The sequence below is a fragment of the Rhodococcus sp. P4_E4 genome, assembly GCF_056401575.1.
This window is the reverse complement of the sequence record NZ_JBFUJB010000034.1, coordinates 21,558-35,801: the sequence shown is the minus strand read 5'-3', so window position 1 is coordinate 35,801 and position 14,244 is coordinate 21,558. Positions and strand designations below refer to the sequence as shown.

The window sequence follows — 14,244 nt, the reverse complement described above, 5'->3', positions numbered from 1 at the left end:
GTGCAGTTGGCTGATCCGGCGGAGGCTTTGCCGTTCGTGAAGACGTTGCGTGAGCACGGTATTTCGGGTCGCGCGGCGGGTCAGGGTGCGATGCAGATTTCGCCGACGTTCGTCATGACCGACGATCAGGTCGCGGAGATGGCAGCAGGGATCCTCGCAGCTCTCGGATGAGTTCAGTTGCGGCGCCGGAAGAGTTTCTCGATTCGGCGCCGCACAGCGTTGGGTGCAGGTTCGAGTTCCAGAACCTCTTGTTCCGACTGCTTGGCGTAGGCCTGGGTGTACCGCTCGTGCAGTACCGAGCGAATTTCGTCCGGAGAGTAGGCCCGACGCTGGCGTTCGCCGCGCGCAACGAGAACCCCGGTGGCGGCAACGCCCATTGCACCGGCGAGGCCGACCAGTTTCCAAACGTGCGAGGCGCGCAGAGGAGTAGGGAGTTTCATCCCTCTACGCTAGAGGCATGGACCGACGATTGCTTTCGCAGGTGAGTCTCGAGGAGGCCGCCGCGGCGACCCGCACGGGCGACATCTGGATCTTCCGCGGAGAGTCGACGGCGGACCGGGCCATCCAGACGCTGACCAACAGCCCGGTCAACCACGTCGGAATGTCGGTCGTGATCGACGACCTTCCGCCGCTGATGTGGCATGCGGAACTCGGTCACTCGCTGCAGGACATGTGGACCGGACGCTTCCAGCGTGGTGTCCAACTGCACGATCTGCGATCGGCGGTTCAGGTCTGGGGCGCCAAGTACGGGCAGCGTGGATGGTTGCGCCAGCTCGACCACGAAGTCACCCGGGAGCAGGAAGACGCTCTGCTCAAGACGATCGCACGGCTGGACGGTACGCCGTTCCCGTCGACGGCGAAGCTTGCCTCACGCTGGTTCGGAGGCCGAATCCCGAAGCTGCGCAAGAATTCCGACGTGTCCGCAGTGGCCGTCGAGAGCGCCTATTGCGCCGAAGTGGTTGCCAAGACCTATGCGGCGATGGGTCTGCTTGTCGGTAACCGTCGTATCAACTGGTTCGATCCGGGCAAGTTCTGGAGTGGAGATCAGTTGCCCCTCGCGCCGGGAGTTGCGCTCGGTGACGAGATCTCGGTGTCACTCAGCGCACGTGACCTCGAGGCCGGACGCAATCCCGCCGGGTACTCACAAGGTTCGTGACGGCTCGGCGACGACGCGGCCGCCGACTTCGAGCCACCCTTCCGGAGAGAAGGTGGTGTGAAGCACCGATCCGCGTCCCTGGGTGATGAGCAGTGATTTCCTCAACCGGTCCGTGATGCGCAGCGCTGCAGATCCGGTCGCCTCGTCCTCGGCGATTCCCATCACCGGTGCGAACATGCGTGCGCGGATGGCAGCTTCGAGCTTGTCCTGCCATGCCCACAGATACGAATGATCCGCCTCGTAGTCGGACGGATCTGCGTCGATGACGTCGTCGACCGTGTCCATCGGATAGATCGCGAATTCCGGTGCCCATTCGGCACGCGCGCGTACCCACGTCAAAGCGCCGGATTGGCGGACGTCGATACTGCCGGCAGGAACGTCGAGGGCGCTCACGCGACGGCCCTGTTCGCCCAGCCACCACGTGGCACCGACGGTCGGGTGTCCGGCGAAGGGGAGTTCTGCTGCCGGAGTGAAGATCTGGACCCGCGCACGTGAGGCGCCGTCATCCGGAACGTCGATGAAGATGGTCTCGCTGTAGTCGAGTTCCTTCGCGACGGCTTGTCGATCCGATTCTGCAACCGTGGACGCGTCGACGATTCCCAACGGATTCCCGTGCTTGCCGTTCTCGTCCGTGAAGACCCGGACCACACTCACCTCGATACCCATCGGTCCACCCTAGCGCGCGAAAAGCCCTCCCCACCTTCACGGTGGGGAGGGCTCGTCGAACTGCACTCAGGTCCGAGTGATCAGACCTGTGCGGCAGAGAGGATCTCGTTGGCTTCGACAGCCTGTGCGACGCCCGCGACGATGGAACCGGCGCGGATCGCTTCGAAGATGACCTCGCGGTCGACACCTTCCTGGCGGAGGGTGTTCTCGTGAGCTTCGAGGCAGTGGTTGCAGCCGTTGATCGCGGACACTGCAAGCGACCACAATTCGAAGTCGGCCTTGTCGACGCCCGGGTTGCCGATGATGTTCATCCGCAGGCCGGCACGAAGGTCGTCGTACTTACCGTCGAGGTAGCCCTTGGTGCGGTAGAAGACGTTGTTCATGCCCATGATCGACGCTGCGCCGAGAGCGGCGTTGTACGCCTCTGCCGACAGGTTGTCGGCAGCCTCGGAAGCAATCTCCTTGAGCGTGGACGCAGACTTGGTGGCTGCGGCCGTTGCGAGGAGCGTTCCCCACAACTGCTGCTCGTTCAGGACCGTCGTGCGCGCAATGGAACTCAGGTTGAGCTTGAGGTCCTTCGCGTACTCGGGAAGCGAGTTCTTGAGGTTCTCGACGCTCATACTCAGACGCTCGCAGTCAGAAGCTCGCCGGCGTTGATGGTCGGGTCGCCCTTCTTCCAGTTGCATGCGCACAGCTCGTCGCTCTGGAGAGCGTCGAGGACGCGGAGAACCTCGTCGACGTTACGGCCGACGGAACCGGCTGTGACGGAGACGAACTGGATCTCGTTGTTGGGGTCGACGATGAACGTCGCGCGGTCTGCAACGCCGTCGGCGTTGAGGACGCCGGTGGCCTCGGCAAGCTCACGCTTGAGGTCCGAGAGCATCGGGAAGGGGAGGGTCTTGAGCTCTTCGTGCTGTGCACGCCACTGGAAGTGCACGAACTCGTTGTCGACGGAAGCGCCGAGAACCTGAGCGTCACGGTCTGCGAACTCTTCGTTGAGCTTGCCGAATGCAGCAATCTCGGTGGGGCACACGAAGGTGAAGTCCTTGGGCCAGAAGAAGACGATGCGCCACTTGCCTGCGTAGTCGTCACTGGTGACGGTGGTGAAGTAGTCATCGGGCTGCTGGGCATCGACCTTGGACAGGTCGCCGCCGATGACAGCCGTGAGGTTGTAAGCGGGGAACTGGTCGCCGATTGTGAGCAGAGCCATGTGTCTCATTCTCCTACGTGTCTCGTGAACAGGAATTTCTTGCGCACACGATCCGGCTGTTCGGACTGTGACGGCCGAACGTGCTGGATCGAGAGGGTTTGTCACCGTCAGCGGGTCGGACGGTTTCGACTGGAGTGTCGAGGTTGTGACCGGCGCTTTTTGGTATGAGTCCATTCTGCATCAAACCGTTCAAAAGGTAAAGGTGATGGGTGGCACTACACTGATAGGCATGTCTGATCAGACTTATCAACCTTCCTTGTCACAGCTGCGTGCCTTTGTGTCGGTGGCCGAGTACCGGCACTTCGGTACTGCCGCAGCACGTTCCGGTGTGAGCCAACCCACACTGTCGCAGGCGCTGGCGGCTCTCGAGGCGGGACTAGGGGTCAAGCTGATCGAACGTAGTACGCGCCGCGTGCTCGTGACCGCGGACGGACAGCGCTTGCTCGGTCAGGCGAAGCAAATCCTCGAGGCTGCCGACGGTTTCGTCGCGAGCGCGGCCGGCTCCGGCGACTCTCTGACCGGACCGCYACGCATCGGGTTGATCCCGACCGTTGCGCCGTACATTCTTCCGGGGTTGTTGCCGGAGCTGCGCGAGAAGCTACCGTCGTTGGCGCCGCAAATAGTCGAGGATCAAACGGCGCGCTTGCTTGATGCCCTCCGATCGGGAGCGCTCGACGTCGCGGTGTTGGCGCTTCCTGCCGGAACACCTGGCCTGGTGGAAGTTCCTGTGTACGAAGAGGATTTTGTGATGGTCGTGCCGAACGATCATTCCTTGGCCGGACGTGTCGATCTCACGGCAGACGTGCTCGACGCGCTGCCGTTGCTCTTGCTCGACGACGGCCACTGCCTGCGCGACCAGACGTTGGATCTGTGCCGTTCGGTAGACGCCCATCCGCTTGCCGGCGACACGCGGGCTACCTCTCTCGCGACAGTCGTGCAGTGTGTGGCCGGGGGACTCGGGGTGACTTTGGTCCCGGAATCGGCTGTTGCCGTGGAGGTTCGACGCGGGGATTTGTCGACGGCGCGTTTCGCGTCGCCGGCTCCAGGTCGCACGATCGGCGTCGTGTTCCGCTCGTCGAGTGGCCGAGCAGAAGGATTCCGTCAGCTGGCCGAGCTGGTCCGTTCGGTCAGCCCGACGGTTCCTCGATGACGTAACTCGTTCGACGTCGACGTGAAAGCTAGTCGAGAGAGCCTTCTTTCACGGCAATGACGGCTCCGGGATTGAGAATTCCCAGCGGGTCGAGCGCATCCTTGACCTTGCGATTGAGGGCCATGACGTCTTCACCCAACTGCGACGGCAGCCAGTCGCGCTTGAGTCGACCGACCCCGTGTTCGCCGGTGATCGTGCCGCCGAGCGCGATGGCGAGATCCATCACCCGTCCGAATGCGATCTGTGCGCGTTCGGACATGTCCGGGTCTGCGGGGTCGAAGACGATGAGCGGGTGTGTGTTTCCGTCTCCGGCGTGCGCCACCGTGCAGATCAGGACGTCGAGGTCGTCGGCGATGGCTTCGACCCCGGTTACCAGCTGGGGGAGTGCGCGCATGGGAACGCCCACGTCTTCGAGAAGCAGACTTCCCATCGCGAGCACTGCCGGGAACACTGCCCGCCGTGCCGCAGCAAAAGCGTCACCTTCGGCCTGGTCATCGGTGGCGAATACTTCGGTGGCTCCGTTGTTTTCGCACGCCTGAACAATCGTCTCGATTTCCAGCACGCCGGCCGCGCCGGGTGCGTCGGACTGCGCGAGCAGCAGTGCGTGAGCCTTGCGGTTCAGACCCATGCGTACCGCATCCTCGACGGCATTGATGCTGGCATGATCCATGAACTCGAGCATCGCCGGACGCATGTTGCTGGTGATCGCCAAGACCGCGTCCGCAGCTTCTTGTACCGAGTCGAACGACGCGACGACGGTTGATGCGGGCGGCTGCGCGGGAATCAAACGCAACGTGATTTCCGTGATGATGCCGAGAGTTCCCTCACTGCCCACGAACAGTTTGGTGAGGGAGAGTCCGGCGACGTCCTTGAGAAGTGGACCTCCGAGGCTGACCGCTGTCCCGTCTGCCAGCACGACCCGGAGTCCGAGAACGTAGTCGGTGGTAACTCCGTACTTGACGCAGCAGAGTCCGCCGGCGTTGGTGGCTGCATTGCCGCCGATGGAACAGATCTCGAAGGACGACGGGTCAGGTGGGTACCAGAGTCCGTGCTCTGCGGCGGCTTTCTTGACCTCCGCATTCATCAAGCCGGGCTGAGTAACCGCCACACGGGCGACCGGGTCGATCGTGATCTGTCGCATTCGCTCGGTGCTGACCACTATGCAACCGTCGACGGCGCTGGATCCACCGGAAAGGCCCGAGCCGGCACCTCTGGGAACCACCGGTACGCGGTTGGCGGTTGCCCAGCGCATCACTGTTTGGATGTCTTCGGTGCACGTTGCGCGAACCACGGCAGCGGGATGGCCGGCGGTCGGGTCGGCGGCCCAGTCCTGGCGGTAGCCCGCGGTCACATCCGGATCCAGCAGGACGGCTCCCTCGGGGAGTGCCGCTACCAGTTCGTCCAAGGCGTGCGAATTTTCGACCGTCATCACTCCATCATGCGTCCGGCAGCGCCGCTGAGGTCCTGACTTGGTCAGATTTGGGCGCGGCACCGTTGCCCTGGCCCCTACCGGGCCGCATCTTCTGGCCAGCCGGGGTAGTTGGGGAGGACGAGGGGTGGGGCGAAGTCGGTGCTCATCCGGAGTCGATTCCCGTCGTGACGCGATTTGAACCAGTCAGAGCAAGTCTCCTGTTGCACACGGTCGCTGGTGGAGCTGGTGAATTTGTCGACGATCCAGCCGCCGAAGACGTCCCCTTCCGGTGCATTGCGGGGCCCTTCGAATCGAGGGTAGGGGGTAGCCGTAGAAGCGGTGTTGTGCATCCAGATCTCGTAACTACTGCTCGGGAGTCGCGACGAATCCGGTTTGCGGCCGTCGTAATCGGTATCGTAGGCGTCGGAGCAGGCGTAAGCGACGACGGTCGAATCGCCAGGGTATCCGGCGGGAATTGTTTGAATACTCAAGATCCGGTTGATGCTGGTACCTCGGTAGACGCGTGGTGGTGTGTCTGCGGGTTCTCCGTAGCGGCGATCGCTCGAGACCGTTCCACGAGTGTTCGCAGTGATTCTCGAGAACCCGTGGTAGGCGTCGCTGCGATCGCCACTACTGTCAACGATGTAGTCGGATTCTATGAATGCTCGGATTATGGTGGCCTCTTCGCTGAAGAGGTCGATGCCGGGGTCTGCGAGCCATTGGTTGTGATAGTCGGTCATGTAGCTCGGTAGTACATAGACGTTTGACGCGGCGGGCGTGGTTGTGGCGCTGACGTTTTCGGTTGAGTTGGGTGCCGCGCAACCCGCGATACATGATCCCATGCTGAATGCCAGTGCAAGAGCGGTTGCGGCGCGGTGGTTTCGCCTTGTAAACGCAGGAAATCTATCCGACATCGTCGAGTCCGTCTCTCATGTTGGTCATGAACGTATCGCGATTGAATCCCCGAAACGTCAAATAGTCCTGCAGCGTGCTGTCGAATTTGCCGTTTAGACCCAGGGTCTCCAGATCGACTGGTCTGAGGGATTCGCTCGGATCGCCATTGACTCGAAAACCGTTCAGTTGCTCGAAGTGTTCTCTTCCGTAGGCGTTGTCGAGTGCCTGAACCAATCGGTAATCGAGAAGGGTCGTCGAAGCCGAACGCTGGTCTGTGAAGTTGAGTTGTGCCGGAGGAACTTCGACCGGGGAGCCCAGGACGTGATCTTTGAGTTCGACTCCCAGCATGCTGACTGCAACGCTGGTCGGTGGTCCGAAGCCTGGGATCATGGCGGCACCGCCGGAAATCAGCCAACCGAGTTCGTCGTATGTTTTCCCACGTCTGCTGATGATGTCCTGTTGCGCCGCCGCAGCGTCACCGGTTCGGTTGAGGGCTTCTTCCTCGAGAGCACCGTCCATCAGTGCCTGGACGCGTCCCGCATATATTGCATATTGCGAAGAACCCGCGGCGATGTCTCCGCTCATGCTGGTTTCGACGAAGGTCCCTTGGAGTTGGCCCGCGGCTCCGAGCATGTTCGCATTGAAACTTGCGGCTGCGTGGGGGTCGCTGTCGATGATCGCGATCACCGATTTTGCATTGGCGAATCTGTCGTCGTAGGCATCGAGATTTTCGAAACCGAGGGTACCGGTTTGATCGGGTTCCAATCCGACGAGATTCCCGATGTACGGGGTCACCGCGGAACCGATGGATTGCGTCAACGCGGGATTCACTTCTCCGACGGATCTGTTGTCCAGGCCGGCGATGTCGAGGTAGGCACCTTTGTTGTCGGCGAGATTGTGGGCGAGTGCAAGGGCAGAGGCGCCGGCCCGTTCGGCAACAGCTGGGTTGGAGTTGGTGGCGTCGGGTCCGATCCAATCGGTGAGGCCGCTGACGGCTCGTCCGTCATCGTTCCATTCACGGGTGAACAGATTCACCACGTCGTCCTGATGAGCAGAGGTGGTGAGGAAGTCGGCGTTCGAAGGTATGTCCCGAGTGGCAATGTCGAGGGCTTTGGTGAGGCTGGAGTCGAGCTCATCGTTGCTGACCGGCTGACCGGCTGGCCGTCGTCGTCGAAGACCAATCGAATCGGGGCGCTCGATGAAGTTTGCGATTGGAGAGGGGCGAGATCTGCGCTGCGATCGAGCAGTGCAGAACTCAAAGCGCTGCCGGATTGTGTCGCCGGGTCTGCATTTCGAAGTATGTCCGTGAGGGCATTCGAATCGTCGAAATGGTTGACGTTCACGGTGGTGGAGTACCCGCCGGGTTGGAGTTGCGAGCTGTACGCGGGGTCGCTGAAGATTTTGCGGACGTCTGGCGGAAGGTTGTCGAGGCTGCCCACGTTGCCGTTGCCGTTGCCGTCGGTGACGTTGGGATTGGAGACGGTGAACATGCCCGAGGCGAGGGCGCTGGGGATTCGCGCGTCGGCGGGGACATTCGCATCGGGGAAGTTGACCGTGCGGAATCCTTCGGCTCCTGCACCGATATTCTTCAGCTCGTCGAGGTTGGTATCGGCGTAGAACTCACGTAGGTAGGCGAGTTGTTCCGGGTCGACGACCACGGGCCCGCCGGCAGCAAGTTGCGCTTGTTGTTCCGGAGTGAAAGTCGTCGCGGCGATCAACCGTTGCTTGGCTGCCTCGCTCTCGGGTGTTGCGCCCGGGGACTGCGCGAGAATGTCGGAGTCGTGGGCTCCCTGACCATCGAACCGAACGTGATGTGAAGGGGTGGTCGACGCTGCATCGGGGATCCCGAAATCGGCCTTGCGGTCGATGAGCGAGGTGCCTGCGGCGGTGATCTCCGTGAGGATTCTGGCGGCGCTCGCGTCAGTCTCGTCGACGTCCGTGAGTGCCGTGCCGATGCGCCACGAGTGATATTCGAGGCGGGCTTCTACCTCGCGCGGATCTGTGCTCGCCAGAGTTGCGGGCGTCGCGGTGACGGAACCGTCGTCAGAGACGGTGAAACCGTCGGCGCTCGCGTAGTCGACGCGGCTGACCAGTGTTTCGCGGGCGTACCGGAGGTTTGCCGATTGCGCTGCGACACAGCGCCCGGCGTCTCCGACTATCGCGACGGCGTCTCGCCCGAAGGCATGCTGCTGCGTTGCCGAATCCCACGCTGCGGTCGCCGCGCTGCCGCTCCAATCGCTGGTTGCGGTGTCCATGATTCGGTGCGCGATGTCGACGTTGCTGTCGAATACGTCATGTCCGCGGCCCAGGGAGCCGGCATAGTTGTCGAGGGCGTCCAGATCCCAGGATCGGATCTGCGAGATCGACAGTGTCATCGCACGTCTCCCGAATCCTCGATCCGTGCGCCGTTGGCGATGTCGACCCGGGCGAACTCTCGTGCGGAGTTTTCCAGTTTCGTGCGGGTAGCAGTGATCCCCGCTCCGATTGCGCGGCCGAGTTCGTCGACGGTGACGACGTTGTCGGCTATGGCTGCAGCGAACGCCGACCCGGCGGCTCCGGCCGATGCGGCGGTAGCGGCTTCCGAAGCCGAGAATCCACCGAGTTCCTCGGCAGGTGCCGTCAGCCCCTCCGCAGTACTTGCCAATTCGGCTGGATCAGCTGAAAAAGTATCCACACCCATGAACGAATCCCCCCGAATTCATCTGCGAGATCACAGTGAATCGAGGATAGAGCATGCCAGATGACCCGACCTCGAGGGGTGCGTCATCGTCCTCGCGGTCGAGGGGGTTGTGTGAAAGCCCTAACGGCCCTTCTGCTTTCCGGAGAACCGGCCACCCGAACTCTTGGTCCCGCCGGACTTGCCGCTACCCGATTTGCCACCGGCCTTGGCTTTGCCGGAACCGGCGTTGCGTCCGGATATGTTCTTTGCGGTGCCGGCGCCCTTAGCTTTCTGCCCGTTCTTGGCAGCTTCTGCGCGACGCTCGCGGGCCGCGATCTTGGCCTTGACGGAGCCCTTGATCTTCTCCGCCGGCTCACCGTTTCGGCCGCGGGAACTCTGCGCCGTTCGGCCCCGCACGATGCCGATAAGTTCCTCGACCAGATCTGTGGTCTTGGACTCCATCCATGCCAAAGCCACAGGAGCCTCGGGCGCACCGTCCACCGGACGGAAGGTCAGGTCCTTGCGATGGTGGAACCGCGCCAGCGAATGGGGAACCACGACAACTCCGACGCCGGCGGCCACCAACTCGATGGCGTCGGCGATGGTCGCGGGTCGCTCGGCGGCGGTCTTTCCGGGACGGGTCGGCCAGTCGAGTCTGTCGTCGAGCGGATCGAGCACTATCTCGTCGGCCAGATCGTCGACGGAAATCTGATCGACAGTAGTGAACACGTGATCTTTCGGCACCACCACCACCGGGGTTTCCGCATACAGCGAGATGGCGCTGATGCCGGTCCGGTCGATCGGCAGGCGAACCAACCCTGCATCTGCTTCACCTGCGCGAAGTGCAGCTTCGAGTTCGAGAACCGGGAACTGAACAAGTTCCAGACGCACCTCGGGGAGCCGCTCGTGCCACACCCGGACCCACTTGGTGGGCGTCACCCCCGGGGCGTACGCGAGTCGAAAAATTGCCTGACTATCCGCGTCTGTCACCAGGCAAGGCTACCGCCTTGGTAAAAGCACCCGTATCGGCTGGTTACTCTTGTTGCATGACGTCGAACAAAACTCCCCAGACGATGAAGCCGACGACGGCTGCCAAGAAGCTGGGTGTGTACCTGGAAGCAACACCTGCGCAGTTCCAGGAAGGCGACGTGACTCGTGACGAGCTGACCGCTCTGCAGACCGATCCGCCGGAGTGGCTGCTGGAGCTGCGACGCACCGGACCGCACCCTCGCCCGGTCATCGCCGCCAAGCTGGGTGTATCGATCGCCGGCCTGGCCCGCGGCGGCGTCGAAGAAGCACTCACCACGGATCAGATCGCCGCACTCCTCGAAGAGAAGCCTGATTGGCTCGAAAAGGAACGCGCTGTTCAGGCCGACGTGCGGGCCGAAAACGTTCGCATCAAGGAAAAGCGCGCTGCGCGTCGTAACCAGCCGCGGAAGGCTCGAAGGGGCTGACGCCCCCTGTGCGCCTTTCCGGTAGCGATGACTACCGGAAAGGCGCACAGGCGCTAGCCTTCTACGACGCTCAGCTCGTCGAACACGATTTCACCCGCCGCATCCGATTCCGGGATGTCGACGACGGCAAGCAGCGCCCATCCGTGATCGCCCTCCGGATCCTCGAGCACCTGCCGCACCCGCCAGAACTCTCCGTCCTCAGTGACCTGGAAGAGCGCCGGACCGCGCGCCGACGGCCCGGTTCCGATGGTTGCGTACTCCTCGAAGTACGGCAGTAGTTGCTCTTCCCACTCGGCGGCCTCGATACCGTCCTCGAGGTTTTCCAGCTCGTTCCACTGTCGACGCGACGCGAGATCGATGCGTCGGAACATCGCATTGCGCACCATGACGCGGAATGCGCGCGGGTTCGCCGAGATGGGACGGGGAATGTCGGCGCCGAACGCAACCTCTTCCGTGTCTGCCTCGGCTCCGGGGTCGGTGAGTGACTCCCACTCGTCGAGCAGGCTCGAGTCGACCTGACGGATCAGCTCGCCCAACCACTCGATGATGTCTTCGAGTTCCTCGGTGCGCGCTTCGGTCGGGACGGTTTGCCTCAGCGCGCGGTAGGCGTCGGCGAGGTAGCGCAGGACGAGGCCCTCGGACCGGGTAAGTCCGTAATGGCTGATCAATTCGGCAAACGTCATGGCGCGTTCGATCATGTCGCGCACCACGGACTTGGGGGAGAGGGCGAACTCGGTGATCCACGGGTGGCCACCCCGGTACATTTCGAAAGCCGGGAACAGCAAGTCCGACAACGGTTTCGGCCAGGTGACCTCTTCGAGAAGCTCCATGCGCTCCTCGTACTCGATGCCGTCCGCCTTCATCTGCGCCACCGCTTCGCCGCGTGCGAAGTGCTGCTGCGCCATCAGAACCTGACGCGGATCGTCGAGCGTCGACTCGATGATCGAGACGACATCGAGTGCGTAACTGTCGGATTCGACGTCGAGAAGTTCGAATGCCGCCAAGGCGAACGGTGAGAGTGGCTGGTTCAAGGCGAAGTCGCGTTGCAGGTCCATCGTCAACCGAGCCATGCGGCCGTACTCGTCGGGTTCGTCGAGGCGTTCCACGATGCCGGCGCTGAGCAATCCGCGATACAGCGAGATCGCTTTGAGGATGTGCTTGCGTTGCGCCGGACGCGATTCGTGGTTGTCCTCCAACAGATGCCGCATCGCGTCGAAGCAGTTGCCCGGGCGGGCAATGACATTGAGCAGCATCGAGTTGCTGACCGAGAATCGCGACACCAACGGTTCGGGCGATGCCGCGACCAAGCGGTCGAACGTCGCTTCGCTCCAGGACACAAACCCCTCGGGAGCCTTCTTGCGTTGAATCTTCTTGATCTTCTTCGGATCGTCGCCGGCCTTGGCGACTGCCCGCAGATTCTCCACTTCGTGTTCCGGTGCCTGGACGACAACGGTGCCCATCGTGTCGTAGCCTGCACGACCCGCGCGGCCGGCGATCTGATGGAACTCGCGGGCCTTCAGATGCCGTGTGCGGACGCCGTCGTACTTGGCGAGACCGGTCAGCAGCACTGTGCGGATCGGGACGTTGATTCCGACGCCCAGAGTGTCGGTACCGCAGATCACCTTGAGAAGCCCGTCCTGCGCGAGAACTTCGATGAGCCGTCGGTACTTGGGCAACATGCCAGCATGGTGAACGCCGATGCCGTGCCGGACCAGGCGCGAGAGTGTCTTTCCGAACCCCGTGGTGAAGCGGAAACCGCCCAGCGCTTCGGCGATCGCTTCCTTCTCGGCCTTGGAACAGAAGTTGACGCTCGTCAGTGCCTGGGCGCGCTCGAGCGCGGCCGCCTGCGTGAAATGCACGATGTAGACAGGGGACTGGTTGGTGGTCACCAGATCTTCGATGGTTTCGCCGACCGGCGTGGTCGCGTACGAGAACATCAAAGGCACAGGGCGTTCCGTGCCGGAGACGACGGTGGTCGGCTTCCCGGTGCGACGCGTCAGATCCTCGGAGAAGAAGTCGACCTCACCGAGAGTTGCCGACATCAAGAGGAACTGCGCGTGCGGCAACTCGATGAGCGGAACCTGCCACGCCCAACCTCGATCGGGTTCGGAGTAGAAATGGAACTCGTCCATCACGACTTGGCCGATATCGGAGTTCGGGCCCTCTCGCAGTGCGAGATTCGCGACGATCTCTGCCGTCGCACAAATGATCGGCGCCGACGAGTTCACGGCGGCGTCGCCGGTCATCATGCCGACGTTCTCGGCACCGAAGACCTCACACAGCGCAAAGAACTTCTCACTCACCAAGGCCTTGATCGGCGCTGTGTAATAGGTGCGCTTGCCGAGCGACATCGCATAGAAATGCGCGCCGATCGCTACCATCGATTTGCCGGACCCGGTCGGCGTCGCAAGGATCACGTTTGCACCCGAGACCAACTCCATGACGGCCTCTTCCTGGGCAGGATAGAGCGTCAAACCTCGTTCGAGGGTCCACGAAGAGAAGGCGTCGAAAACGGAATCAGGATCCGCGTTGTCGGGGAGAAGTTCCGTCAGCAGCACTCGTACAGGCTAGCCGCAACCGCGGATCAGGTTGCGCTTCGCTCGTCCGAGCCCATGGCGTCGAGCACTGCCATGCGGGTGGACGACGTTCCGGTGATGGTGTTCTCGCCGACGCCGGAGATCAGCATGTGACGCCAGCGGGCCTCGTCGAAGACGAGTGGTGCGGTGCTGGAAAGAAAATCTTCGACGATCTGCAGGAAACGCATCGGATCGTCGCGGAACGGGAAGTGGCCCGAGCCGCGGAAGATTTCGAGACGTGAGTTCGGCATCGCCGCGTGCGCGAGGTGAGCGTGGGAGACGGGAATGACGGAGTCGTCGTCGCCCCAGATCAGTTGAACCGGCAGATTCTCGGTCAGATAACAGCGGTCGAGCATCGTGACGACCTGTCCGCGCCAGTCCACGACTGCCCGCAGCGTACGAAGGTAAGCCTCGTAGGCAGTGGGGTCGGGGAGATCAGCGAGCACTCGAATCAGGTCTGGCGTGTCGTGCAGCATGGTGCCGGGGCGCAGATTCGAACCGTGAACGACACCGGCAAGGTTTCCGGCCATCCGGACGAGCGGCATCGCGCCAGGTATCCGGAGCAGTTTGACGACCTCGTTGACCACCGGAACGGACATGAGGCGCAGCAGCGGGTGGACGTCCTTGGTGACGCCACCGGCCGAGACCAGCACGAGGCGATCCACCATGTGTGGGAATTGGTAGGAGAACTGCATCGCGACGCCGCCGCCGAGAGAATGCCCGATGACGGTGACGTGCTCGATGCCGAGTGTCGACAGGAGATCACGCATGCCGTTGGCGTACGCGGCTACCGAATAATCGGCGCGCGGCTTGTCGGAGCGGCCGTGACCCAACAGGTCAGGTGCGATGACCGTGTACTTCTTGGCGAGGTGGGGAATGATCTCGGTCCACGTCGACGAGTTGTCGCCGATTCCGTGCAGGAGCAGTACTGCCGGACCCTCGCCGGCTATCCGAAATGCGCGTCGGTAGCCGTGAATCGTCCGGAACATCATCCGCGGTTCCTCGTCGGGGACCGGTCGGAGCTGACGGTTCCGTGGTCTGCTCATGTCGCCTCCTGGCTCGGCGTGT

General features: G+C 62.5%; 15 protein-coding genes and 1 pseudogene. 4 read left to right on the top strand and 12 right to left on the bottom strand.

From position 1 onward, the window contains the following. A pseudogene (locus tag AC1DVN_RS29570) lies at positions 1-171 on the top strand (aspartate aminotransferase family protein); the annotation flags it as partial. A gap of 2 nt (positions 172-173) precedes the next feature. On the opposite strand, the gene AC1DVN_RS29565 reads toward AC1DVN_RS29570, so the two are convergent. After that, complete coding sequence (locus AC1DVN_RS29565; protein ID WP_007732799.1) at positions 174-440, bottom strand: hypothetical protein; 267 nt, start codon at positions 438-440, stop codon at positions 174-176. Positions 441-457: 17 nt separating this feature from the next. Between AC1DVN_RS29565 and AC1DVN_RS29560 the strand changes: the two genes are divergently transcribed. Further along, positions 458-1,156, top strand: coding sequence for a hypothetical protein (locus AC1DVN_RS29560; RefSeq protein ID WP_477994679.1), 699 nt, complete (start codon positions 458-460; stop codon positions 1,154-1,156). On the opposite strand, the gene AC1DVN_RS29555 is transcribed toward AC1DVN_RS29560, so the two are convergent. The 3 genes from AC1DVN_RS29555 to AC1DVN_RS29545 all read right to left on the bottom strand — a co-directional run bounded on the left by AC1DVN_RS29555 (position 1,142) and on the right by AC1DVN_RS29545 (position 3,032). Continuing rightward, positions 1,142-1,822, bottom strand: a complete 681-nt coding sequence (locus tag AC1DVN_RS29555; RefSeq protein WP_477994677.1) for a PhzF family phenazine biosynthesis protein — start codon at positions 1,820-1,822, stop codon at positions 1,142-1,144. The two genes, AC1DVN_RS29560 and AC1DVN_RS29555, sit on opposite strands and share 15 nt — an antisense overlap. A gap of 80 nt (positions 1,823-1,902) precedes the next feature. Next, a complete protein-coding gene (gene ahpD / locus AC1DVN_RS29550) occupies positions 1,903-2,442 on the bottom strand; it encodes an alkylhydroperoxidase, AhpD family (protein WP_003942122.1) in 540 nt (179 codons plus the stop codon). Between the two features lie 2 nt (positions 2,443-2,444). After that, on the bottom strand, positions 2,445-3,032 hold the full coding sequence (locus AC1DVN_RS29545) for a peroxiredoxin (RefSeq protein WP_003942119.1): 588 nt from the start codon (positions 3,030-3,032) through the stop codon (positions 2,445-2,447). 229 nt (positions 3,033-3,261) lie between these two features. On the opposite strand from AC1DVN_RS29545, the gene AC1DVN_RS29540 reads away from it, so the two are divergent. Continuing rightward, positions 3,262-4,182 (top strand): LysR substrate-binding domain-containing protein, encoded by a 921-nt coding sequence (locus tag AC1DVN_RS29540; protein ID WP_477994675.1) that lies wholly within the window; start codon positions 3,262-3,264, stop codon positions 4,180-4,182. Positions 4,183-4,210: 28 nt separating this feature from the next. Here the strand turns inward: AC1DVN_RS29540 and AC1DVN_RS29535 are convergent, their stop codons facing one another. From AC1DVN_RS29535 to AC1DVN_RS29510, 6 genes are all read right to left on the bottom strand, one after another. Then, positions 4,211-5,611 (bottom strand): FAD-binding oxidoreductase, encoded by a 1,401-nt coding sequence (locus AC1DVN_RS29535; RefSeq protein ID WP_046378484.1) that lies wholly within the window; start codon positions 5,609-5,611, stop codon positions 4,211-4,213. A 77-nt stretch (positions 5,612-5,688) separates the two neighbouring features. After that, positions 5,689-6,333 carry a hypothetical protein gene (locus tag AC1DVN_RS29530; protein WP_019748224.1) on the bottom strand — a complete coding sequence of 215 codons (645 nt, stop codon included), beginning with the start codon at positions 6,331-6,333 and terminating at the stop codon, positions 5,689-5,691. Positions 6,334-6,496: 163 nt separating this feature from the next. Next, positions 6,497-7,588, bottom strand: coding sequence for a hypothetical protein (locus tag AC1DVN_RS29525; RefSeq protein WP_477994680.1), 1,092 nt, complete (start codon positions 7,586-7,588; stop codon positions 6,497-6,499). Then, a complete protein-coding gene (locus tag AC1DVN_RS29520; RefSeq protein ID WP_477994672.1) occupies positions 7,519-8,862 on the bottom strand; it encodes a TPR repeat domain-containing protein in 1,344 nt (447 codons plus the stop codon). Before AC1DVN_RS29520 ends, AC1DVN_RS29525 begins: the two co-directional genes overlap by 70 nt. Next, on the bottom strand, positions 8,859-9,167 hold the full coding sequence (locus tag AC1DVN_RS29515) for a type VII secretion target (RefSeq protein WP_020969491.1): 309 nt from the start codon (positions 9,165-9,167) through the stop codon (positions 8,859-8,861). Before AC1DVN_RS29515 ends, AC1DVN_RS29520 begins: the two co-directional genes overlap by 4 nt. A 120-nt stretch (positions 9,168-9,287) precedes the next feature. Then, a complete protein-coding gene (locus tag AC1DVN_RS29510) occupies positions 9,288-10,136 on the bottom strand; it encodes a LysR substrate-binding domain-containing protein (RefSeq protein WP_003942255.1) in 849 nt (282 codons plus the stop codon). A 56-nt stretch (positions 10,137-10,192) separates the two neighbouring features. Here AC1DVN_RS29510 and AC1DVN_RS29505 point away from each other — a divergent pair, with 56 nt between their 5' ends. Beyond that, positions 10,193-10,600 carry a DUF5997 family protein gene (locus tag AC1DVN_RS29505; RefSeq protein WP_019748228.1) on the top strand — a complete coding sequence of 136 codons (408 nt, stop codon included), beginning with the start codon at positions 10,193-10,195 and terminating at the stop codon, positions 10,598-10,600. Between the two features lie 53 nt (positions 10,601-10,653). Here the strand turns inward: AC1DVN_RS29505 and AC1DVN_RS29500 are convergent, their stop codons facing one another. Further along, entirely contained in the window at positions 10,654-13,158 is a 2,505-nt protein-coding gene (locus AC1DVN_RS29500) for a DEAD/DEAH box helicase (RefSeq protein ID WP_020907550.1), read from the bottom strand. A gap of 26 nt (positions 13,159-13,184) precedes the next feature. Beyond that, positions 13,185-14,222, bottom strand: a complete 1,038-nt coding sequence (locus AC1DVN_RS29495; protein WP_019748230.1) for an alpha/beta fold hydrolase — start codon at positions 14,220-14,222, stop codon at positions 13,185-13,187. Positions 14,223-14,244: the final 22 nt, after the last annotated feature.

Excerpts from the sequence above, each read along its gene's own strand:
- AC1DVN_RS29530 (WP_019748224.1), bottom strand. The coding sequence starts at position 6,333 with ATGACCGACTATCACAACCAATGGCTCGCAGACCCCGGCATCGACCTC.
- AC1DVN_RS29565 (WP_007732799.1), bottom strand. The coding sequence starts at position 440 with ATGAAACTCCCTACTCCTCTGCGCGCCTCGCACGTTTGGAAACTGGTC.
- AC1DVN_RS29520 (WP_477994672.1), bottom strand. The coding sequence starts at position 8,862 with ATGACACTGTCGATCTCGCAGATCCGATCCTGGGATCTGGACGCCCTC.
- AC1DVN_RS29535 (WP_046378484.1), bottom strand. The coding sequence starts at position 5,611 with ATGACGGTCGAAAATTCGCACGCCTTGGACGAACTGGTAGCGGCACTC.
- ahpD (WP_003942122.1), bottom strand. The coding sequence starts at position 2,442 with ATGAGCGTCGAGAACCTCAAGAACTCGCTTCCCGAGTACGCGAAGGAC.
- AC1DVN_RS29515 (WP_020969491.1), bottom strand. The coding sequence starts at position 9,167 with ATGGGTGTGGATACTTTTTCAGCTGATCCAGCCGAATTGGCAAGTACT.
- AC1DVN_RS29560 (WP_477994679.1), top strand. The coding sequence starts at position 458 with ATGGACCGACGATTGCTTTCGCAGGTGAGTCTCGAGGAGGCCGCCGCG.
- AC1DVN_RS29545 (WP_003942119.1), bottom strand. The coding sequence starts at position 3,032 with ATGGCTCTGCTCACAATCGGCGACCAGTTCCCCGCTTACAACCTCACG.
- AC1DVN_RS29505 (WP_019748228.1), top strand. The coding sequence starts at position 10,193 with ATGACGTCGAACAAAACTCCCCAGACGATGAAGCCGACGACGGCTGCC.
- AC1DVN_RS29495 (WP_019748230.1), bottom strand. The coding sequence starts at position 14,222 with ATGAGCAGACCACGGAACCGTCAGCTCCGACCGGTCCCCGACGAGGAA.
- AC1DVN_RS29555 (WP_477994677.1), bottom strand. The coding sequence starts at position 1,822 with ATGGGTATCGAGGTGAGTGTGGTCCGGGTCTTCACGGACGAGAACGGC.